Origin of the sequence: Microbacterium sp. TPU 3598 (assembly GCF_002356155.1) — a bacterium.
GTDB classification, from domain to species: domain Bacteria; phylum Actinomycetota; class Actinomycetes; order Actinomycetales; family Microbacteriaceae; genus Microbacterium; species Microbacterium maritypicum_A.
The window spans coordinates 2,521,518-2,541,745 of record NZ_AP017975.1 but is presented as its reverse complement, the minus strand read 5'-3'; the positions used below and the strand labels follow the sequence as shown (position 1 = coordinate 2,541,745).

Annotated in this window: 20 protein-coding genes; 13 read left to right on the top strand and 7 right to left on the bottom strand. The window is 70.7% G+C overall.

Annotated elements, in window-relative coordinates; translation table 11 throughout:
- Nucleotides 1-58 precede the first annotated feature (58 nt).
- Nucleotides 59-865 carry an SGNH/GDSL hydrolase family protein gene (locus tag MST3598_RS12080; protein WP_029260409.1) on the top strand — a complete coding sequence of 269 codons (807 nt, stop codon included), beginning with the start codon at nucleotides 59-61 and terminating at the stop codon, nucleotides 863-865.
- Here MST3598_RS12080 and MST3598_RS12075 read toward each other — a convergent pair.
- Nucleotides 834-1,400, bottom strand: a complete 567-nt coding sequence (locus MST3598_RS12075) for a VOC family protein (protein ID WP_029260408.1) — start codon at nucleotides 1,398-1,400, stop codon at nucleotides 834-836. The genes MST3598_RS12080 and MST3598_RS12075 overlap by 32 nt on opposite strands.
- 87 nt (nucleotides 1,401-1,487) lie before the next feature.
- Here MST3598_RS12075 and MST3598_RS12070 point away from each other — a divergent pair, with 87 nt between their 5' ends.
- The gene (locus MST3598_RS12070) at nucleotides 1,488-2,279 is read left to right on the top strand and encodes a helix-turn-helix domain-containing protein (RefSeq protein ID WP_029260407.1); all 792 of its coding nucleotides are present in this window, start codon (nucleotides 1,488-1,490) and stop codon (nucleotides 2,277-2,279) included.
- 79 nt (nucleotides 2,280-2,358) lie between these two features.
- Here MST3598_RS12070 and MST3598_RS12065 read toward each other — a convergent pair whose 3' ends face one another.
- Genes MST3598_RS12065 through MST3598_RS12045 form a run of 5 tightly spaced genes read right to left on the bottom strand, consistent with a single transcriptional unit; the run spans nucleotide 2,359 to nucleotide 8,680 of the window.
- Nucleotides 2,359-3,588 (bottom strand): APC family permease, encoded by a 1,230-nt coding sequence (locus MST3598_RS12065; protein ID WP_029260406.1) that lies wholly within the window; start codon nucleotides 3,586-3,588, stop codon nucleotides 2,359-2,361.
- 4 nt (nucleotides 3,589-3,592) lie between these two features.
- Nucleotides 3,593-5,326, bottom strand: a complete 1,734-nt coding sequence (locus MST3598_RS12060; protein ID WP_096359594.1) for a CocE/NonD family hydrolase — start codon at nucleotides 5,324-5,326, stop codon at nucleotides 3,593-3,595.
- Entirely contained in the window at nucleotides 5,323-6,621 is a 1,299-nt protein-coding gene (locus MST3598_RS12055) for an MFS transporter (protein ID WP_029260404.1), read from the bottom strand. The genes MST3598_RS12060 and MST3598_RS12055 overlap by 4 nt, the downstream gene beginning before the upstream one ends.
- Nucleotides 6,622-6,656: 35 nt before the next feature.
- On the bottom strand, nucleotides 6,657-7,673 hold the full coding sequence (locus MST3598_RS12050) for an alpha/beta hydrolase fold domain-containing protein (RefSeq protein ID WP_096359592.1): 1,017 nt from the start codon (nucleotides 7,671-7,673) through the stop codon (nucleotides 6,657-6,659).
- The gene (locus MST3598_RS12045; RefSeq protein ID WP_029260402.1) at nucleotides 7,670-8,680 is read right to left on the bottom strand and encodes an alpha/beta hydrolase; all 1,011 of its coding nucleotides are present in this window, start codon (nucleotides 8,678-8,680) and stop codon (nucleotides 7,670-7,672) included. Before MST3598_RS12045 ends, MST3598_RS12050 begins: the two co-directional genes overlap by 4 nt.
- A 104-nt stretch (nucleotides 8,681-8,784) precedes the next feature.
- Between MST3598_RS12045 and MST3598_RS12040 the strand changes: the two genes are divergently transcribed.
- Complete coding sequence (locus MST3598_RS12040; protein WP_029260401.1) at nucleotides 8,785-9,789, top strand: LacI family DNA-binding transcriptional regulator; 1,005 nt, start codon at nucleotides 8,785-8,787, stop codon at nucleotides 9,787-9,789.
- Here MST3598_RS12040 and MST3598_RS12035 read toward each other — a convergent pair.
- On the bottom strand, nucleotides 9,770-10,240 hold the full coding sequence (locus MST3598_RS12035) for a PaaI family thioesterase (protein WP_021199522.1): 471 nt from the start codon (nucleotides 10,238-10,240) through the stop codon (nucleotides 9,770-9,772). The genes MST3598_RS12040 and MST3598_RS12035 overlap by 20 nt on opposite strands.
- Nucleotides 10,241-10,349: 109 nt before the next feature.
- Between MST3598_RS12035 and MST3598_RS12030 the strand changes: the two genes are divergently transcribed.
- The 10 genes from MST3598_RS12030 to MST3598_RS18675 all read left to right on the top strand — a co-directional run bounded on the left by MST3598_RS12030 (nucleotide 10,350) and on the right by MST3598_RS18675 (nucleotide 20,226).
- The gene (locus tag MST3598_RS12030; RefSeq protein ID WP_231494487.1) at nucleotides 10,350-10,778 is read left to right on the top strand and encodes a GntR family transcriptional regulator; all 429 of its coding nucleotides are present in this window, start codon (nucleotides 10,350-10,352) and stop codon (nucleotides 10,776-10,778) included.
- Nucleotides 10,775-11,845, top strand: coding sequence for a DUF1648 domain-containing protein (locus MST3598_RS12025; RefSeq protein ID WP_029260399.1), 1,071 nt, complete (start codon nucleotides 10,775-10,777; stop codon nucleotides 11,843-11,845). Before MST3598_RS12030 ends, MST3598_RS12025 begins: the two co-directional genes overlap by 4 nt.
- Nucleotides 11,842-12,792, top strand: coding sequence for a CPBP family intramembrane glutamic endopeptidase (locus MST3598_RS12020; protein ID WP_029260398.1), 951 nt, complete (start codon nucleotides 11,842-11,844; stop codon nucleotides 12,790-12,792). Before MST3598_RS12025 ends, MST3598_RS12020 begins: the two co-directional genes overlap by 4 nt.
- Nucleotides 12,793-12,823: 31 nt before the next feature.
- Nucleotides 12,824-13,483, top strand: coding sequence for an O-methyltransferase (locus MST3598_RS12015; RefSeq protein WP_021199526.1), 660 nt, complete (start codon nucleotides 12,824-12,826; stop codon nucleotides 13,481-13,483).
- Between the two features lie 132 nt (nucleotides 13,484-13,615).
- Nucleotides 13,616-14,896, top strand: coding sequence for a phosphopyruvate hydratase (gene eno, locus MST3598_RS12010; protein WP_021199527.1), 1,281 nt, complete (start codon nucleotides 13,616-13,618; stop codon nucleotides 14,894-14,896).
- Nucleotides 14,897-14,971: 75 nt separating this feature from the next.
- On the top strand, nucleotides 14,972-15,547 hold the full coding sequence (locus MST3598_RS12005) for an FtsB family cell division protein (protein WP_021199528.1): 576 nt from the start codon (nucleotides 14,972-14,974) through the stop codon (nucleotides 15,545-15,547).
- Between the two features lie 47 nt (nucleotides 15,548-15,594).
- On the top strand, nucleotides 15,595-16,137 hold the full coding sequence (locus MST3598_RS12000) for a DUF501 domain-containing protein (protein WP_029260396.1): 543 nt from the start codon (nucleotides 15,595-15,597) through the stop codon (nucleotides 16,135-16,137).
- Nucleotides 16,134-17,441 carry a S8 family serine peptidase gene (locus tag MST3598_RS11995; protein WP_029260395.1) on the top strand — a complete coding sequence of 436 codons (1,308 nt, stop codon included), beginning with the start codon at nucleotides 16,134-16,136 and terminating at the stop codon, nucleotides 17,439-17,441. The genes MST3598_RS12000 and MST3598_RS11995 overlap by 4 nt, the downstream gene beginning before the upstream one ends.
- Before the next feature lie 25 nt (nucleotides 17,442-17,466).
- Nucleotides 17,467-18,993, top strand: coding sequence for an NAD(P)/FAD-dependent oxidoreductase (locus MST3598_RS11990; RefSeq protein WP_036271870.1), 1,527 nt, complete (start codon nucleotides 17,467-17,469; stop codon nucleotides 18,991-18,993).
- 624 nt (nucleotides 18,994-19,617) lie between these two features.
- Nucleotides 19,618-20,226, top strand: coding sequence for a hypothetical protein (locus tag MST3598_RS18675; RefSeq protein WP_231494486.1), 609 nt, complete (start codon nucleotides 19,618-19,620; stop codon nucleotides 20,224-20,226).
- Nucleotides 20,227-20,228: the final 2 nt, after the last annotated feature.

Below are 20,228 nucleotides of genomic sequence, written 5' to 3'. Positions count from 1 at the left end.
GGGGTCGTCGCCGGATCCCGTTCACGCCGCGTTCACGGTGTCGGGATGGAATCAGGGCGTGAGCCGCTTCCGCATCCCCGTTCTGGCCGGGGTGACACTCGTCGCGCTCCTCATCGGCTTACGGCTCGTGCTCCGCCGACAGGCGGCGCTCGCGCGACGGCGGATCGGGAAGCCGCTGGGGGAGGAAGCACTCGATGCGGATCGCCTCTGGCGTCGAGGTCTCGACGGAGCGCCCCTCGACCTGCTGGTGCTCGGCGACTCGATCGCCGCGGGTCTCGGAGCCGAGCACCGCAAGGAGACGCTCGGCGGGCGTCTGGCGAAGTCGACAGGACGCCGGATGCACCGCCCCGTGAGGCTGCGCACGGCGGCAGTGGTCGGTGCGGAGTCGCCCGATCTCCCTGCTCAGCTCGACGCCCTGCCCGCCGAGTACCGCCCACACGTGGCCGTGATCGTCGTCGGAGGGAACGACGTGACCCACCGGCTGCCGGTGGGGCTGTCCGCGCAGCATCTGCACGAGACGATCCGCCGGCTGCGCGAGATGGGTGCCGAGGTCGTCGTGGGCACCTGCCCCGACCTCGGTGCGTTGCGCGCCGTGCCGCAGCCCCTCCGGCGGATCGCGTCGAGCCTGTCGCGCCGTCTCGCCGAGATCCAGGACGAGACGGCCCGACAGGCGGGCGCCGAGCCGGTGGATCTGCGCCACGCGGTGGGATCGATGTTCTTCGACGAGCCCGAAGCGATGTTCAGCCTCGACCGCTTCCATCCGAGCGCGCTCGGGTATCGCCGCACAGCCGAGGCGCTGCTGCCGGCGGTGTATCGCGCGGCGGAGAGGTCGCTCAGCTCGCGCCGTCCGTCGGCTCCGCGCTGAACGACGCTGCCCATTCGGCCACCCGGCGGCTGCTCTCCTCGTCGGAGATGTCCTCGACACGGGTCATGACCGACCAGCGCACACCGAACGGATCGCGGATGCTGGCGAACCGGTCGCCCGAGACGAAGGGCGCGGGCGCTTCACGCACGGCCGCTCCCGCGGCGACGGCCTTCTCGACGACCGCATCGACGTCCGAGACGTACAGACCCATGGAGTAGCAGTCGTCGTCGCCGTCGGGGGAGCGCACGAGGTGGTAGTCGGGGTTCGGCTCTCCGAGCTGGAGCAGGCCGAGACCGAAGTCGAGGTCGGCGTGCGCGACCACCCCGCCGAACTCCGTGACGTCGATGACGCGGGCGCCGAAGACGTCGCGGTAGAACTCGATCGCCTGCTTCGCGTCGGGGATCGCCAGGAAGGGCGTGAGGGAGGTGGCGCTGTTCGGGCGGCCGTTCGTCGTGTATGTCCCGTTCGCCCCGATCGTCGGGGTCTTCGCGGAGGTGTTCGCGGCGGTGTCGTTCGTGGTGTCGTCAGTGCTCATGCCGCCACGTTAGGCGGGTCGGGATGGCGGTGGCTTGAAGATCTGCGACAGCATCCGGATGTCGGGTCCGGAGCCTACGCTGGGCCCATGGTGAACCCGAGTCGCGGTGTGCTGTATCCCGCACGCCTGCCGCAGTTCCATCGGCTGCCGGCACCGTCGTCGGTGGCGGATCTGGTCGCGTGGTTCTGGATTCCGGAGTGGGACATCGAGCCCGGGCGCTCGTCGCGGCAGGAGGTCGTCGCCTATCCGGCGCTCAACCTCGTCGTCGATGCGGATGCCGTGACGCTGTCGGGCGCGACCACCCGCCTGTCCCACCGCGATCTGCGGGGGAGCGGATGGGCTGTCGGTGCCCTTCTGCGACCGGCAGCAGTCGTCGCGCTGATCGACGATCCGTCATCCCTGGTCGACGCGGAGCGGGTGCTCGACGCGGGAGAGGACGTCGCCGACCTCCGCCGTGCCGTGGCCGACGCGATGGAGGCGGGTGAAGGGCGCCGGGAACGGGCGGTCCAGGCTCTCTCCCGGTGGCTCGAGAAGCGTGTGGGACCGGTTGGCGAACCTGCACGCCAGGTCAATGCCGCCATGGAGGTGCTGATGGGAGACGGGGCCGCCCTCACCACAGAGGAGGCCGCCACACGCCTGGCGGTCTCGGTGCGGACCCTGCAGCGCATGACGCACCGCCACGTCGGGCTCTCGCCGGCCGCGATGATCCGGCGTCGGCGCCTGCAGGAGGCGGCGCAGCGGGTACGCGACGAGCCGGGAGTCGACCTGGCTTCGATCGCCGCAGAACTCGGGTACGCCGATCATGCGCATCTCACGCGGGACTTCCAGGCTGTGCTCGGCATCGCGCCGCGGGTGTACCGCTCCGAGACGCGCGGCTGAGATCGGACAGGCGGAGCCCCGGAGTCGTGAGAGCTCAACCCCGAGGGCTCAACCCCGAGGAGCTCAGCGCCCCAGGAGTTCAGGCCCGTGTGAGCCGCAGACGCAGCAGGCGGTATCCGATGCCGAGCAGCACGACGGCGGTGCCGATGATCGACGCGAACACGGGCAGGGTGTTCACCAGGACCAGACATCCGAGGGCACCGAGAACCTGCAGCGCTCGCGGGTAGCGTCGCGCACGCCCGCGCTGCCGGAAGGCCGCGGCGTTCGCGATGAGGTAGTAGAGGAGGACACCGAAGGACGAGAAGCCGATGGCACCGCGCAGGTCGGCGACGAGCACGATGGCGATCACGACGAGGGCGATGGCGATCTCGGCGCGCTGCGGAACCTGGTGGTTCCGGTCGATCTTCGCGAGGAACCGCGGAACATCGCCCTCGCGGGCCATCGCCAGGGTCGTGCGGCCGATTCCGGTCAGCAGCGCCAGGAGCGCGCCGAGCGAGGCGGCAGCCGCGGCCACGCGGAGCACCGGAATCCACATAGACGCACCGGCTGCGGCGAGCAGATCGACCAGCGGTGCCGTCGCCCCGATCGCCTCGGCGCCGAGCACGAGCACGACGACCGACCCGACCAGTGCGTACACGACGACGGCGCCGCCCAGGGCGAACACGATCGCACGGGGGATCGTGCGGGCGGGGTCGACGACCTCTTCGCCCATCGTCGCGATGCGCGCGTATCCGGCGAACGCGAAGAACAGCAGCCCGGCTCCCTGGAGCACCCCGTAGACCGTCGCCTCGGGCAGCGGAGGAGGAGAGGCCGTCGGGGCGGCCGCGATACCGAATCCGACTGCGACCGCGAGCCCGAGCAGCGAGCACACCACGAGGATGCGGGTGACCAGTGCTGTGCGGGTCACACCGAAGCAGTTCACGACGGCGAGAAGCACGACGGCCGAGACGGCGACGGGCACCTGCCAGCCGGCGGGGGCTGCATAGGCGGCGAACGTCATGGCCATGGCTGCGCAGCTCGCGATCTTGCCGATCACGAAGCTCCACCCCGCGATGAAGCCCCACCAGGGGCCGATCTCGGCGCGGGCATAGGCATACGTGCCGCCGGCGACGGGGTGGGCGGCGGCGAGCTGCGCCGACGAGGTGGCGTTGCAGTACGCGACGATGGCGGCGATCGCGAGGGCGATGAGGATCCCGCTCCCGGCGACCCCGATCGCGGGTGCCCACACCGCGAAGACGCCGGCGCCGATCATCGATCCGAGGCCGATGGCGACGGCATCCGCGAGTGTCAGGCGACGGGCGAGGGGCATCCCGTCATCGTGGCACGCGGCGGTGAACGGCGGGTGACGCCGCCGCCGCGTGCGCCCGGGCCGTCACCGCGGCGGGCAGGGTGAGGGTGGCGGGATCGGAGCCCCCCACACGCACGGTCTGCTCGCTGGCGATCAGGCGCGAGTGATCGCGCACCGGATCATCGGTGCCCGAGTTGCGCAGATGCAGCGGGTGGGCGCCGGACGACACCTGCACGCGCAGACGCGACCCTGCGGCGAAGCGGTGGGCAAGGGGCGCGAGTTCGAGCCGGATACGGCCGGTCCCGTCGGTGCCGGTGTCGTCGGTGCCGGTCTCGTCGGTGCCGGTGTCGTCGGTGCCGGTGTCCTCGGGCGAGAGACGTCGATACCCGTCGGTGACCGCTCGGGAGACGCCCTTGGAGTCGACCTCGCAGAGACGCACGAACAGGTCGGCTCGAGGATTCGACGATGCGAGACGCAGGGCGATCTCGGGCACTCCGATGACGAGCAGGTCTTCCGGAAGTGGATCACCGGTGAACACGAGGACATCGTCCCGGCGTTCGCGGACGCTCTGTCTGCGTCGCCCGGCGGAGAAGGGATTGAGCGTGCGTCCGCCTCCGTCCGGCGTCGGGTCCGCAGGGTCGTAGCGGTATGTCAGCTCGGTGGTGGGGCGCTCGACACCGCTTCGGTCGAGTCGTCCGTCGGCGGTGAGGGCCATCGACATCGCCGAATGCGGCGGGGGCCAGCTCTCCAGCTCCCGCGGGCCACCGCCTCCGGTCACGTCGAGGCGTACGCCCTCCGCGGCGGCGTCCGCGCGGAAGGAGCGCAGTACCTCGCGGGCGCCGATCACCGTGATCTCGGGGGCGCCGTGCACCCAGTCGCCGATGATGAGGCGCACCGGGCGCCCCGCATCGCGGAGTGCGGCGTAGTCCGCCAGCTGACCGACCAGGAACAGGTCCTGCCATCCAGCCACGAGAGTGATCGGCGGGATGCTCTCGACGTCCTGTGCGAAGTGCATCGGCTCCCACCAGGGGTCGCCTTCGTCGCTGTGCTCGACCCAGTCGCGGAAGAACTGCGGGTCCGCGCCACGTGCCACGCGCACCGCGTCTGCAGGCGGGATCGCGAGCGCACCCCGACGGAAGGCGCGGCGGGCGCGCAGCAGTGCCCACGCCTTCGACGGCAGCGACCGCTCCTGGATGTCCAGCGCGTACGCCCACGTGAGCGGCGTGTCGATCGAGAATCCGCCGCCCGGGTAGAGGATCGCGTCGTCGAACCGCCGCGCCGAGATCGCGATGCCCAGGGCGTCCGGACGCACGTCGCCGTCGCAGTAGGCCCACTGGGTCACGCCGAAGTAGCTTCCGCCCCAGGAGTGCACGCGTCCTGTCGCCCACGGCTGCGCGCGCAACCACCGCATCGTCGCCTGCCCGTCGGAGACCTCGTCGTGCAGCGGGTCGAACACTCCTCCCGACCCGAACGTGCCCCGGCAGCTCTGCACCACGACATGGTGCCCGCGTTCGGCGAGGAACAGGGCCACCCCGGCGATGCCGTCACGCCCGTACGGGGTGCGGATCAGCACCGTGTGCCCGTCGGATCCCTCCGCATGCCAGTGGTCGGTGAGGAGTGCGGCTCCGTCGTCCGCCGAGACCGGGATGTCGGCCGTGCGCGTGACCTTCCGGTGCGTCTGCGGGGGCATGTCGACGGATCGGGAGAGGCGTCGGTACTCCCGGCGGGCCGTGCCGCCGAGACGGGGAGCATCGGTCATCGCACGCCCTTCACTCTGGTGACCGCGAATGCGGCGATCACGGCCATCACGACCGCGCCGATGTAGAGGGCCGCGAAGTTCTCACCTGTCGGCGAGCCTATGCGGGTGGCGAAGAATCCGAAAACGGGCACGAGGATGCCCGGCAGCAGATAGGCGAGGGCCACGATGCCGAGATCCTTGCCGGCGTCATCCACGGAGGGGAGGCACTCCGTCATCAGGGCGACATCGGCCGCGATGTACGCACCTTGACCGGCCCCGACGACCGCGATCCCGACGAGGAAGAACGCGATGTCACCGAAGGAGATCGCCAGTATCAGGCCTCCCGCGCTGGCGAGTGCGCCGATGACGACGCTCGGCTTGCGGCGGCCCGTGCGGTCGGAGATCACCCCGAACACGAATGCCATCACCAGGTTCATGAGCGTGAAGGCCGCCGTGGCCTGCGCCTGCACCGCGGCGATCTCCGTCGGGTCGTCGATGCCGAAACGGCCCGAGATCGTCAAGTAGAGGTAGCTCGTGACCGACACGATCGATGCGGTCATGAAGAAGCGGCACAGCCAGGCCCAGGCGAAGTCGGGGTAGCGGCGGGGGCTCAGCCAGAACGTCGCCAGAACGGCGCTCCAGTCCATCGGGTCGGCGGGCTGCCGGCGACGGATGTCCTTCAGCGTGAAGAACAGCATCAGTGCCAGGAGCACGGAGAACCCACCGGGGATCAGGAACATGCCGACCTGGCCGATCGGGGCGACCACTCCGGCGAGCGACACTCCGCCGAGGATCCCGATCGCGGTGGCGGCCCCCGTGACGGCCGACATGATGGCGCGGATGCTGCGGCGGATCTGGTCGGCGAACAGCGTGTGGACCGTCATCGACACGGCGCCCCAGCCGACCAGGACCAGGATGGTGCCGGCCCCGAGCGCGAGGAGGGAGGGGGCGGTCGCCTGCACGACGTATCCGGACAGGGCGATCAGCGAGCCGGAGAGGATCCAGGGGCGGCGGATGCCGAGGCGGGACATCGATCGATCGCTCAGGCGACCGAAGATCGGCGTCGTGATGAGGATGGCGGCGCCGCCGAGCGTGAGGATGATGCTGAGGTCTCCCGTCGCCTGGTCGGGGCCCCACTCCTTGAGGAGCTGGGGGATCGCGACACTGGCGACGCCCTGGGCGATGCCGGATCCGAGCCACGCGAGCACGAAGGCGATCCAGAACCAGCGTGTCTGGCGCTGACCGGGGATCGCGTCGGTGGTGAGCGGCGGAGCGGGGTCTGCGGGGAAGACAGGATCGACTGCGTGGGTGGACATCATCGTCTCCGGATCTCGGTCGGGGTGGGGAAGTGTCACAGGTGCGCTCCCGTGGTCGTCACTGCATCCGCGGGGGAGTGGCCGGCGGAGCGGTAGGCATCGGCGAGTTCCCGGACGAAGACGTCGCGCCACTGGCGTGCCCCCTCCCACCGACCGGTCAGGCCGGGGGAGGCATGGTCGTGGCCGGCGCCGATGCGCAGGACCACGGGGACTCCGGCCTCGTGCAGCGCGTCGGCGTACGCCGTCGCGCCGTCCAGGAGGGGATCGAATTCGGCGGCGAGGATCAGGGCGGGAGCGAGGTCGCGGTGATCCGGCGCGTCCAGCGGAGAAGCGTCGGCGAGGGGAGCGCCGGAGCGATAGACCTCGGCGAGGCGCATGGCCGCCTCCCAGTCCGCGGCGGCGAGGCGGCGGGGCATCGATGCGCCGACGAGGCGCAGCGCGGCCGGAAGCACTTCGAGTGCCTGGTGGTGCAGAGATGTTCCGGCGTCGCGCTCGCGCAGCGCGGCGGAGGCCGCGATGGTCGCGCCGGCGGAGTTGCCGCCCACGCCCAGCCGACCCGCATCGATCGCGAGCTCGTCCGCGCGTTCGCGCAGATCCGCCAAGGCCGCGACGGCGTCGTCGACCGGAGCGGGGAACGGGTGCTCGGGTGCCAGCCGGTATTCGAGCGACATGATCTGGACGCCGGAGCGCAGTGCGCGATCCGCACAGAGCCGATCGTTGAGCGACTCGTCGATCGTGCCGCCGGTCCAACCGCCGCCGTGCAGCCACAGCATCGTGGGGAGGGCGCCCGGCGCGGCTACGGTGCGGAACCGTCGGGCGCGCAGCGGACCTTCCCCTCCCGCCACCGTCAGGTCGTCGATCTCCACGCCCGAGGGAACCGGCGCGGTGAATTCGGAGGCCAGGAGGTCGCTCAGCTCCCGCTGCGCCCGGCGACGCGCACCCATGGCGGGCGACTCCAGCTCGGGGAGTGTCGCGGAGAGCTCGCGGATGCGCTGGATCCACTCCAGGATCGCCGGACTCAGCGGCGGCTCGTGCTGCTCCTGGTCGCTCATGACGGCGTCCTTCCGTGGAGGGTGCGCAGCTCGGAGACGACCAGGCGATGCGCGGCATCCGCTGCGGGCACGAATCCGGTCGAACCGAGCGAGCCGTGCGTCTGTCCGATGAAGCGCATCGCGGTCACCGGGACCCCGGAGGCGGAGAGCGCTCGGGCATAGGCCTCTCCGTCGCCGCGCAGGGGGTCGAGCTCGGAGGTGAGGATCACGGCGGGCGGAAGCCCCTCGTGCGATGCGGCCCGCAACGGGGACGCATACGGGAGGCGAGCGGCCGCGGCATCCTCGCCGACATACTGCCGGACCAGGGTGCGGCCGACCGCGCGCACGATGACTCCCGGCATCCGCGCATCGATGCCGGCCATGTCGGCATGACCCATGGTCAGATCGAGTGCGGGGTTCTCCAGCAGCTGCAGGGCGATCGGATGCGCCGAGCGATCGCGGTTCATCAGCGTCACGGCTGCGGCGAGGTCGCCTCCCGATGAGGCCCCGCCCACGGCGAGGCGGTCCGGCGATGCCCCCAGCTCCGTCGCGTGGGTGTGCGTCCACTCGAAAGCCGCCCAGCACTGCTCCGGTTGGGTCGGGAACTGCTGCTCCGGGGCGTGGGCGTAGTCGGCGGCGACGATCACGATCCCCGCATCGCGTGCTCGGGCTCGGAACCGCGCGTCCCACGAGACCCAGTCGATCCCGGCGATCGTGAATCCGCCGCCGTAGAAGTACACCAGCGCGGGGAGGCCCGAGCCGGGTGGCGTGCGCTCCTCGCCGGGCCAGTAGACGCGCACGCGTACGTCGGGGTGCCCGTCGACCGGAACGATGTGCTCCTCGGCGGCGGTGGGGAGCGGCGTGATCCCGAGCGCGGCGCTCACGGTGTCGTCGTTCCTGGCAGCGACCCGGCGTCGTCCTGCGGGGTCTGCGGGTTCCTCCTCGAGCAGAGGCGCGACCCGCTCCTCCCACGCTGCCACGGCGCTGTCGAGGGTCGGGCGCCGGAATCGGGACCGCGGTGTCGGCATCGGGCATCTCCTTCGACGGTTCCGCACCGGTGGGTTCCGACCGGGGCGGGTTCCGACCTAGTCTGAGCAATCGAAGAACTTCGATGAAGAAGGGAAGTCCGAGCATGCGCGCACGACCGGGACGGGTCACCATCTACGACGTCGCGGAGCGCGCGGAAGTGAGCATCTCCACCGTGTCGCTGGCGGTGAGTGCGCCGCACAGGGTGCGACCCGAGACCCGCGAACGCATCGTCGCCGCGGCCACCGCGCTCGGGTATCGGATGACGCAGGGGCGGCGCGTGGGGGCCGCGCGCATCGCGGTCGCTGCACCGTTCACGACCTACCCCTCGTACCTGCGTCGCCTGTCCGGGATGCTCCGCAGGGCCAGGGATGCGGCGGTCGACATCATCCCCTACGACCTCGATTCGGCGGCGGCCGCCGATGAGCCGCTGCTCGACGTGCTGCCCACGCGCACGGACGCCACCGGCCTCGTGGTGATGGGGGTTCCGCTCGGCGGCGCGGCACGACGGGCGAGCAGGGCCGCGCGCATCCCGGTGGTCTACGTCGACGTGGTGCCGACGCGGTCGGACGTGGGAGGTCCGGTCGTCCTCGTCGACGACCGTGACGGCGGTGCGCAGATCGGCCGCCACCTCGCCGGCCTCGGACATCGTCGTGTCCTGTTCGTGCATGAGCCGCAGCGCTCGCCGGCCTACGTGTCGGCCGGGATGCTCCGTATCGAAGGGCTCACGCAGCACCTGGCGATGACCGACCTGGCGGTCCCCGATCCCTCCGCGGTCGACGGCCGGGTGATCGCTGCGGCCCGCGCCGCGGGTGCGACGGCGATCGTCGCGAACCACGACCAGTTCGCCGCCGCGGTGCTGTCGGCGTTGCGCGCGGACCCCGACACCGCTCCGCTCGCTGTCGTCGGCTACGACGACGGCGAGGTCGCTGCGGCGCTCGACCTCACGACCGTGCGGCAGCCGTTCGAGGAGAGCGGTCGCACGGCTCTGGAGCTCGTCCTCGGACTGGTGTCGGGCGCATCGACCGCGCACGACACCGTGCGCCTCGCCCCCACCCTGATCGCGAGGGCGTCGACGCTCGCCGGCGGGATCAGCCCCGCGAAGCGGTGACGCGCTTCTTCTCCCGGATGTAGACCTCGCGGCGCACCTTCGCGACGACGTCGCCCTCACGGTCGGTGATGACGGTCTCGAACCACTCGAGCACCTTGGCTCCGCCGCGTGCACGCTCGCGGATCTCCTCCGCCTTCTCCTTCGACACCTCGAACTCGGCGGTGAGCACGCCTCGGCCGGGCTTGAGGAACTCGATCTCGCCGCGGGTGTCCCACACGACGTGGTCGCGTCCGAGCTGGTGCATGACCAGCATGAAGAAGTACGGGTCGGTCATCGCCGACATCGAGCCGCCGAACGCGGTCTTGACGTAGTTGCGGGTGAAGACGTTGACGTGCAGCTCGACGGTCGCGTGCGTCCAGTCCTCGCTGAAGCGGCGGATGCGGATGCCGCTGAAGAGGTTGGGGATCCACAGGCTCATGCCGATCGCGAGACGGCGGGGAGTGATGCGCATGAAGGCCAGTGTGCGGCACCAGGGCGGAAGCGACGAAGACGTCTGGAGGGTTGGCACAGTTGTTATAGTTCGCATAGAATAAGTAGCGATGATAGGAGAGGAGGGTCGGATGCTCATCCGCGTCGATCCCGAGAGCCCCCGCGCGCTCTACGACCAGGTGGCGGCCTCCATCCGCTCCGACATCCTCACCGGGGTCCTCGCGCCCGGCGATCGCCTTCCCGCGGCCCGCGACGTCGCCGAAGCGCTCGACATCAACCAGCACACCGTCCTGCACGCCTACCAGCGGCTGCGCGATGAGGGGTTGGTCGATCTGCGTCGCGGGAGGGGAGCGGTCATCGCGGCCTCGGCTGCGCCCCTCGCCGAACTCGCTCACGACATCGACGAGCTGGTGCGCCGTGCCGCAGCCCTCGGCGTCTCCGCCGACACGCTCGCCGGCATCGTTCATGCGCACCGTGACGCCCGATCCGATCTCGACCGTTCTGATCTCCCCCGTTCCGATCCCGACCGCCCCGACAGCCGCGAGGAGGACTCGCCATGACCATCCACGACCTCACCCGCACGCCGCCTGCGCTGCTGCGACGCGCTCGGCTGACCTTCTTCGTCGTCGCGGTGATCCTGCCGATCGTGATCACCGCCGTCGCCGTCGTGATCCTGCTCGCCTGGCTGCCCACGCTGCCGCCACAGGTGGCGACCCATTGGGGTGTGAGCGGCGCCGACCGGTTCGGCCCGCCGTCCGTGTATCTCTGGATCCTCGTCGGGGTCGGGCTCGGCTTGCCGGCGCTGATGGCGATCGTCACCCTCGCGTCCGTCGGTGCGCACTGGGGCGGGGCGGCCCGGCTGATGGGCGCACTCTCCGCGGGGATGTCCGCCTTCGCGGCCGTGATGAGCCTCGGATCCCTCGCGATCCAGCGTGAGCTCGCCGACCCCGCGGAATCGCCCGGCATCGGGGGCACCATGGCACTCGCGTTCGCCGCACTCCTTCTGGTCGGCGGCATCGCCTGGGCCGTGCAGCCGCGCGTGCGGCCGGAGCAGGGGCGCACGCTCGAACCCCGCTACTCGGTGCACGTCGCGAAGGGCGAACGCGTCGTGTGGGTCGCCACGACGACGATGCCGCGCGGCGCGCTCGCCTTCCTGCTGTTCGTGCTCCTCGGTCTCGTCGCGCTCGCCGCGTACATGCTCGGCACCGGCGTCGAGGGTGGCTGGATCGTCGCGCTGGTCGTGGTCGTCGTGGGCTTCGCCCTCGCGGCGACCGCCTCGTTCCGCGTCACGGTCACACCGGAGGGCTTCTCCGCTCGTGCCCTGCTGGGCTGGCCGCGCATCCGTGTCCCGCTCGACGAGGTCGAGGCGGCGCGCGCTGTCGACATCTCCCCGTTCGGCGAGTTCGGCGGCTGGGGATGGCGCATCGCCGTCGACGGGCGCACCGGGATCGTCATGCGCCGCGGATCTGCGATCGAGGTCTCCCGACGGGGCCGGCGACCCTTCATCGTCACCATCGACGGCGCGGAAGAAGCCGCGGCGCTGCTCCAGGCCTATGTCGACCGCGCGCGGACCGTGGCCATCCCCTCGACCGATCGATCGACGGACTCCGGAAAGGAGACCTCATGAACGACCAGACCCTGAACCCGCGCCGTGTGCCGTGGACCGCGGTGATCGTCTTCGTGGCGGTCTCCTTCGTCCTCTCCTGGCTGGTCGCCCTGCCCCTGTGGCTGGGCGACGGGCTCGCCGAGCCGAGCTCGGTGTTCCTGCTGCCGGTGATGATGTTCACGCCTGCGGTGGCGGCTCTCATCGTCACTTTCGCGATGCGCGTCCCCGCACCCGGGCAGCGCGCCCGCTTCCTCGGACTGTGGCCGCTGCGCCCCGCGAAGCGCGTGATCTGGCTCATGGTCGCGGGGTGGCTCGTTCCGCCGCTGCTGGTGGGCCTGGGCGTCCTGCTCTCCGCCGCGCTCGGTTTCGTGCAGCTCGACCTGACGTTCTCGGCTCTCGCAGCCGAGCTCGAGAAGGCAGTGCCGGCCGGAACGCCACTGCCTCCTGTCCAGGTCGTCGTGTTCGCGCAGCTCGCGATGATCCCCGTCGGCGCGCTGTTCAACAGCCTCTTCGCGTTCGGCGAGGAGCTCGGCTGGCGGGGGTGGCTGCTTCCGGCGCTGCGCCCGCTCGGCACCTGGCCGGCCCTGATCCTCAGCGGCGTGATCTGGGGCGTGTGGCACAGCCCGATCATCCTGCTCGGCTACAACTTCGGGCGCACCGACATCACGGGCATCCTGTTCATGATCGGTGGATGCGTGGCCTGGGGCGTCCTGCTCGGCTGGCTGCGGCTGCGGTCCGCATCGGTGTGGCCGGCGGTCATCGCGCACGGATCTCTGAACGCCGCGGCGGGGCTCATCCTCATCGTCGCCGCGACGCAGCCCGACCTGGCGTTGGCGGGACCACTCGGCGTCGCGACCTGGGTCGTCCTCGCGCTCGTCGCGGTGGTGCTGCAGCTGACGGGACAGTTCCGTGCCCAGCCCGAGCTCGCCGACGCGTCGGGGCGGCTGCTCTCGGCACCGCGGCCTTGACGGAGGGCGGCGCCGGGGGTTGGCTGAGGCCATGGAATCCACCCCCGCAGCCTGGTCCGACGCCGACAGCTTCCTCTCCGATCTGCTCGTCGGTCCCGATCCGGCGCTGGAGTCGGCCCTCACTGCGCAGCGGGCCGCCGGCCTCCCGGAGATCGAGGTCGCGCCCGTCGCCGGCAAACTGCTGAACCTGCTGGTCCGCATCAGCGGCGCGCGCCGCGTGCTCGAGATCGGCACGCTCGGCGGCTACTCGACGATCTGGCTCGCCCGCGCCGTCGGCGCCGAAGGACGGGTCGTGACGATCGAGGCGGAATCGGACAACGCGGCGGTCGCCCGTGCCAGCATCGACGCCGCGGGGGTCGGTGATCGCGTCGACATCCGGGTGGGGCGGGGAGCGGACGTGCTGCCGACCCTGGTCGGCGGATTCGATCTGGTGTTCATCGATGCCGACAAGGAGTCGAACACGATCTACCTCGATTGGGCGGCGAAGCTCGGGCACCCCGGCACGGTGATCGTGCTCGACAACATCGGGCGCGAGGGCGAGATCGTCCGCGACGACAGCACCGATCCCAAGGTCGTGGGCACCCGCGACGGACTGCGGATGCTGGGGGAGGATCCGCGCTTCGATGCCACGGCCCTGCAGACCGTGGGCGTGAAGGGATGGGACGGCTTCGCGATCGCCGTGGTCGTCTGACCTTCCGGGGCTTCCCGCCGCGGGCGATTCGCGTCCGGGCGAGTCCCGGAGTCCGTCGGGAGGCCGGGCTAGACTGGGCGCGGATCGACGACGCTCCACACAACGTTTTCCCCCTGAGCAAGGAGCACATCAGTGGCACTGATCGAGGCTGTAGGCGCACGCGAGATTCTCGACTCGCGCGGAAACCCGACCGTCGAGGTGGAGGTCCTCCTCGACGACGGCATCGTGCAGCGGGCGGCCGTTCCGTCCGGCGCATCCACGGGCGCGTTCGAGGCGTACGAGCTCCGCGACGGAGACAAGAGCCGCTACGGCGGCAAGGGCGTGCTGAAGGCCGTCGAGGCCATCATCGATGAGCTCGGACCGGCGATCGAGGGTGTCGAGGCGAGCGAGCAGCGCATCGTCGACGAGATCCTGATCGATGTCGACGGCACCGAGAACAAGAAGCGCGTCGGCGCCAACGCCATCCTCGGCGTGAGCCTGGCCGTGGCCAAGGCCGCCGCGGACTCGGCCGACCTCCCGCTGTTCCGCTACCTCGGCGGCCCGAACGCGCACGTGCTGCCCGTTCCGCTGTTCAACGTCATCAACGGTGGCGAGCACGCCGACAACGGCATCGACATGCAGGAGTTCTTCCTCGCGCCGATCGGCGCCGAGACCTACTCCGAGGCACTCCGGTGGGGTGTCGAGACCTACCACGTGCTGCGCGCCGAGCTGAAGGCCGCCGGCTACGCGACCGGTCTGGGCGACGAGGGCGGCTTCGCTCCCGACCTGCCCAGCAACCGTGAGGGCCTCGACTTCCTGGTGAAGGCGATCGAGAAGGCCGGGTTCACGCCCGGAACCGACATCGCCCTCGGGCTCGACGTCGCCGCGACCGAGTTCTTCAAGGACGGCGTCTACCGTCTCGACAACAAGGACTGGGACGCCGCCGCGCTCACCGAGTACTACGTCGGACTCGTGAACGACTTCCCGATCGTCACGATCGAAGACGCTCTCGCCGAGGACGACTGGGACAACTGGAAGCACCTCACCGACGTCCTGGGCTCCAAGGTCCAGCTGGTCGGCGACGACCTGTTCGTCACCAACCCGCAGCGTCTCGCCGACGGCATCAAGCGTGGCGTCGCCAACTCGCTGCTCGTCAAGGTCAACCAGATCGGCACGCTCACCGAGACGTTCGACGCCGTCAGCCTGGCGCAGCGCTCCGGGTACACGGCAATGCTCTCGCACCGCTCGGGCGAGACCGAGGACACCACGATCGCCGACCTGGTCGTCGCGACCAACGCGGGCCAGATCAAGGCGGGCGCCCCTGCCCGCAGCGAGCGTGTCGCGAAGTACAACCAGCTGCTGCGCATCGAGGAAGAGCTCGGCGACGCCGCGGTCTTCGCCGGCCGCTCGGCGTTCCCGCGCTACCAGGCCTGAACGCACGACACATCGAAGAAGCCGCCGACACGGCGGTGAACACCGCCGCTGAGCCGGCACGACGAAGGAGGAGCCGTGGCACGACGACCGGCTCCTCCTTCGTCGTCTCCGCGAGCGCAGCCGACGCCCTCGCCCACGAAGAAGGGCGCGAAGCCCCGGGCGCAGGCAGCGACGACGTCGTCTCGGCGTGCGTCGAGCGCGTCCCGAGGCGAGGCGCCTCGCGTCGACGTGCGCGAGTGGGCATCCGGCATCCGGCTCTCGGCGTTCTCCGTCATCATGCTCTCTCTCGTGGTGCTGGGAGCCTGGGTGCTCGTGCCCACGCTCGGGACCTTCATCGATCAGCGTCAGAAGATCGCTGCTCTCGAGGCATCGGTGAAGGTGAGCGAAGACCAGATCGAGGCGCTCGTCGCGGAACGCGAGCGTTGGAACGACCCCGCGTACATCGCCACCCAGGCCCGCGAACGCCTCTACTACGTCAAGCCCGGCGAGGTCGTCTACCTGGTCGACAACGACCTCGACCCCGCAGCACTTCCGCGTGAGCAGGACCCCGTGAGCGAGACGCTCGTCGAGACGCCGACGGACTGGATGCCGCAGTTGCTGCGCACCGTGGTCTCGACCGGGCTCAGCGACACGGCCGCCGTCGCTCCCTGAGCATTCGCTCCGAGCATCCTCCCTGGCGGCTCCCCTACGCTGGTGGGGTGACCACGCCGCCGTTCCCCGCCCCCACGCCCGCCGAACTCGCCGTCGTATCGGCTCAGCTCGGTCGTCCCGCCCGAGGCATGGTGGGTATCGCGGCCCGCTGCGTGTGCGGCAACCCGACGGTCGTCGCGACCACCCCGCGTCTGCCGGACGGCACGCCGTTCCCCACGTTCTACTACCTGACGCACCCGGCGGCGACCGCGGCGATGTCGACGCTCGAGGCCACCCAGGTGATGCCGGAGCTCGCCGCCCTCCTCGCCGACGACGAAGACGTGGCCGCGGCCTACCTCGCAGCCCACGAGGCCTATCTCGCCGACCGTGGGCAGTTCGGAGAGGTCTCCGAGATCGACGGCATCTCCGCCGGAGGCATGCCCACGCGTGTCAAGTGCCTGCACGCCCTGGCCGGACATGCCCTGGCTGCGGGCCCCGGGGTCAACCCGATCGGCGACGCCGCACTCGCACGCTCCTCATGGTCGCCCTCGGTCTGCCGCTGCGAAGACCCCGGTGCCGCCGTGCGCGACGGGGCGGCCCCCTCGGCATGACCGCGCGCCGGAAGCTGCGCAGCGCTGCCGCCATCGTGGTGGTCGCGGCGACCGTGCTGCTCATCGGCGCCTCCGCCACGCCGCCGCCGATCCCCGATGACCCCGCAGATCCGGTCCGCGCCTCGGAGTACTGGCTCGACGGCGCACGCATCCGCGAGGCCTGGCAGACGACCCGCGGCAAGGGCGTGACGATCGCGGTGATCGACACGGGCATCGGCAAGGTGCCGTCGGTCTTCGGCGACGCGGTCGTCGGGGGCACGGACGTGTCGGGGGCCGGTACTCCGGACGGACGCACCCCTCTGGGCGCCGTCGACGGCAACCATGGATCCTGGGTGGCTTCGCTGGCTGCCGGACGCGGTGCACCGGACGGAACGGGCATGATCGGCGTGGCTCCGGAGGCCAACCTGCTCTCGATCTCCGTGGGTTTCGGTGCGGCCGCGGCGGTGCCGTTCACGGAACAGGTGGCGAAGGGCATGAAGTGGGCCGTCGACAACGGGGCCGACGTCATCAACCTGTCGTTCACCACGAACACGCTCGATTGGGACGAGAGCTGGGACGAGGCGTTCCTGTACGCCTTCGAGCACGACGTGGTGGTGGTCGTCGCCGCCGGCAACCGGGGGAGCGGGACGAACATCATCGGCGCCCCGGCGACCATTCCCGGCGTGCTCACCGTCGGCGGCGTCGACCAGACGGGCACGGCCAGCATCGAGGCGTCGACGCAGGGCATCACGATCGGGATCTCGGCGCCCAGCGAAGGCCTGATCGGTGTCTCGGCCGATGGCTCGGTCGTCCCCTGGCGCGGCACGAGCGGTGCGGCGCCCATCGTCGCCGGAGTCGCGGCGCTGATCCGCTCGGCGCACCCCGACATCAAGGCGATCGACGTCATCAACCGCATCATCAAGACCGCGATTCCGGTCGACGATGCGATCAAGCCCCAGGATCCGCTGTACGGGTACGGGCTGGTGGATGCGGCGGCGGCGATCTCTGCGAACATCCCCGCGGTGAGCGAGAACCCCATGGGAGACCTGGCGGAGTGGATCCGCGTGTTCCGCCGTGCGCAGTCGGAACCGCAGCCGGTGGAGACGAGGACTCCGGTCGCCGTTCCCCCTCTTCCGGCCGCAGACGCTCCGACCGAGGCGGGTTCACCGTTGCTTCCCAGCGCGGATTCACTGCGCTACGGTACCCTGCCGCTCATTGCGCTCACCGTCCCTGGTATCCTGGTAGCGCTTGGCGTCACCGCAGCTGCCCGGCGCATCCGATCGGCGCGCATTTCCGTACGCCACACCCCCGACTCCGAGGAGTAGTTCTTCTGTGCCTCAGAACAGCACTGTGCCCAAGATCCTGATCGTCGGCGGAGGGTACGCGGGTTTCTACACCGCGTGGAAGCTCGAGAAGCACCTGCGCAAGGGCGAAGCCGACGTGACCATGGTCGACCCGCTGCCGTACATGACGTACCAGCCGTTCCTGCCCGAGGTCGCCGCCGGCTCCATCGAGGCGCGACACTCGGTGGTCGCGCACCGTCGTCACCTCAAGCGCACGAACGTCCTCACCGCCAAGGTGACGAACATCAACCACGCGCAGAAGGTCGCGACCATCACACCGCCCGTGGGTGAGCCGTACGAGTTCGCGTACGACCAGATCGTCGTCACCGCCGGTGCCGTGTCGCGTACCTTCCCGATCCCCGGCATCGCCGACAACGCGATCGGTCTGAAGACGATCGAAGAGGCCGTCGCGATCCGCGACAAGGTCATGTCGAACTTCGACAAGGCCGCCTCCCTCCCGGCCGGGCCTGAGCGCGACCGTCTGCTGACCGTCGTGGTCGTCGGTGGTGGCTTCGCCGGCATCGAGGTGTTCGCCGAGCTGCGTTCGCTGGCGTCCGCGCTGGTGGCCAAGTACCCGCAGATCAGCTTCGACGACACGCACTTCCACCTCATCGAGGCGATGGGCCGCATCATGCCCGAGGTCTCGCTGCAGACCAGCGAGTGGGTGCTCAAGGACCTGGCCAAGCGCGGAGCCAACGTGCACCTCGACACGCAGCTGACGAGCGCCGTCGACGGCAACGTCGAGCTCTCCACCGGTGAGGTCATCCCGACCGACGTCATCGTGTGGACCGCGGGTGTCATGGCCAACCCGACCGTCGTCCGCGGCGGAGACCTGCCGGTCGAGGAGCGCGGTCGCATCCAGACCCGCGCCGACCTGCGCGTCGGCACTCCCGAGGCGTTCGTCGAGGGAGCGTGGGCGGCCGGAGACGTCTCGGCCGTTCCCGACCTGTCCGGTGGCGGGGTCGGCGGCTTCTGCGTGCCGAATGCCCAGCACGCGGTCCGCCAGGCCAAGCTGCTCGCGAAGAACCTCGTCGCGGTCCTCCGGGGAGAGAAGCCCAAGGAGTACTTCCACAAGAACCTCGGTGCCGTCGCCGGCCTCGGCCTGTACAACGGTGTCTTCCAGTCCGGCAAGATCGCCCTCAAGGGTTTCGTGGCCTGGGTCGCGCACCGCGGCTACCACGGTCTCGCGATGCCCACCTGGGAGCGCAAGTTCCGCGTCATCTGGGGCTGGTGGAACAACCTGTGGCTCGGCCGCGACCTGGTGAACCTCGAGACCGTGCAGAACCCGCGCTACGTCTTCGAGGAGTTCGCGGCGCGCCCGCGCCCGGCTGCTCCGGCCGCGCCCGTGGCAGAGGCTGCTCCGGCCGCGAAGGCTGCTCCGGCTGCGAAGAAGTCGGCGGCCAAGGCCGCTCCGGCCGCATCGGCCGAGGTGACGGAGAAGCCGGTCGCGAAGAAGCCGGCGGCGAAGAAGCCCGCCGCGAAGAAGCCCGCCGCCGAGAAGGCTCCCGAGCCGGCCGAGGCTGCCGCCAAGTAGCAGACACGCTCGCACACGAACATCGGCCCCACGCGCTCCGCGTCGGGGCCGATGTTCGTCTCTGCGGGGCGGCTCCGAGGCCATGCATAGGTACGGCCGGTATCGTCACGCGAGCAAGGGGAGTACTCCCGAATGCGGCGACGTCGTCATTACGAGCACGAGATCGTGCTCCGGCCCGCCGGCCCGTGAGGGTGGAGGAGACCTTGGCACCCGCATCGCGGGCTGCCGAGAGAACCCTGCCGTCGTCCCGGCGTCGTGGATTCGCGGTGGTCCGCACCACGAAAGGGACCACTCATGGGAAAGCTCTCCCGACTGATCGGAATGGCATCCGAAGCACTCGAGAAGAACGCCGGCACGGGGCGCGACCCTCACGCGGCCGACCGATCGCGCTCGCAGGACGGGTCCCGGTCGACGGACTGGGGAGGCATGCTCCGTGGAGCAGTCGACGCGGTCCGCGGTCCTGCCGACCCCGCACGGTCGTCAGGCCAGGACAGGCCTTCGTCGGCCGACCCGTACGCGCCGCCGGCCGCGTCCGGTGGACGACCGCGTCCCGCGCACACGGCACCATCTGCTGCAGACCCGTACGCGCCGCCTCCTCCCGGAACCGCGCGGGGCTCACACGCCGTGACCGACGCCGACCGAGCGGCCATCGCCCGCTACGACTACCTCCTCCAGACGGCGGATCCGCAGCGTGTCGAACAGATCCACCGCGAGGCGTTCGCCCGCCTCACACCTGACCAGCGCGCGCAGGTCGAGGCCCGGATGAGGCAGGAGCTCGAACCCGGTGAGCGACCGCGGTCCTCGTCGGCGGACGACCTCGCCCGCGCCGCCGGACGTGCTGAGGCCATGAAGCCGGGCCGGATGCGCGGACTGCTGTCGCGAGCACGTGGAGCCGGTATCGGTGGCGCGGCTGGTGGTGCGGCGGTCGCGGCTGGTGGCGCGGCCGTCGGATTGCTCGGCGTGGTGGCGGGCGGGGCCGTCCTCAGCACCGTGGCGGGGCCCCTGTTGGAGCAGGCCGCGAACAGCGGCGTCGACTTCGGCGCTATGGCGGAGGGCATCGACATCGAGTCCCTGGCCGCCGGCATCGACGTCGAGTCGCTCACGGGAGGTGCCGGTGAGCTCCTGGGCTCGGCCGGCGAGACCGTGTCGGGTCTGGGCGATGCGGCGAGCGGGTGGGGCGAGCAACTCGGCAATCTCGGCATCCCCGGTATCGGCGACATCTTCGGGCGCTGATC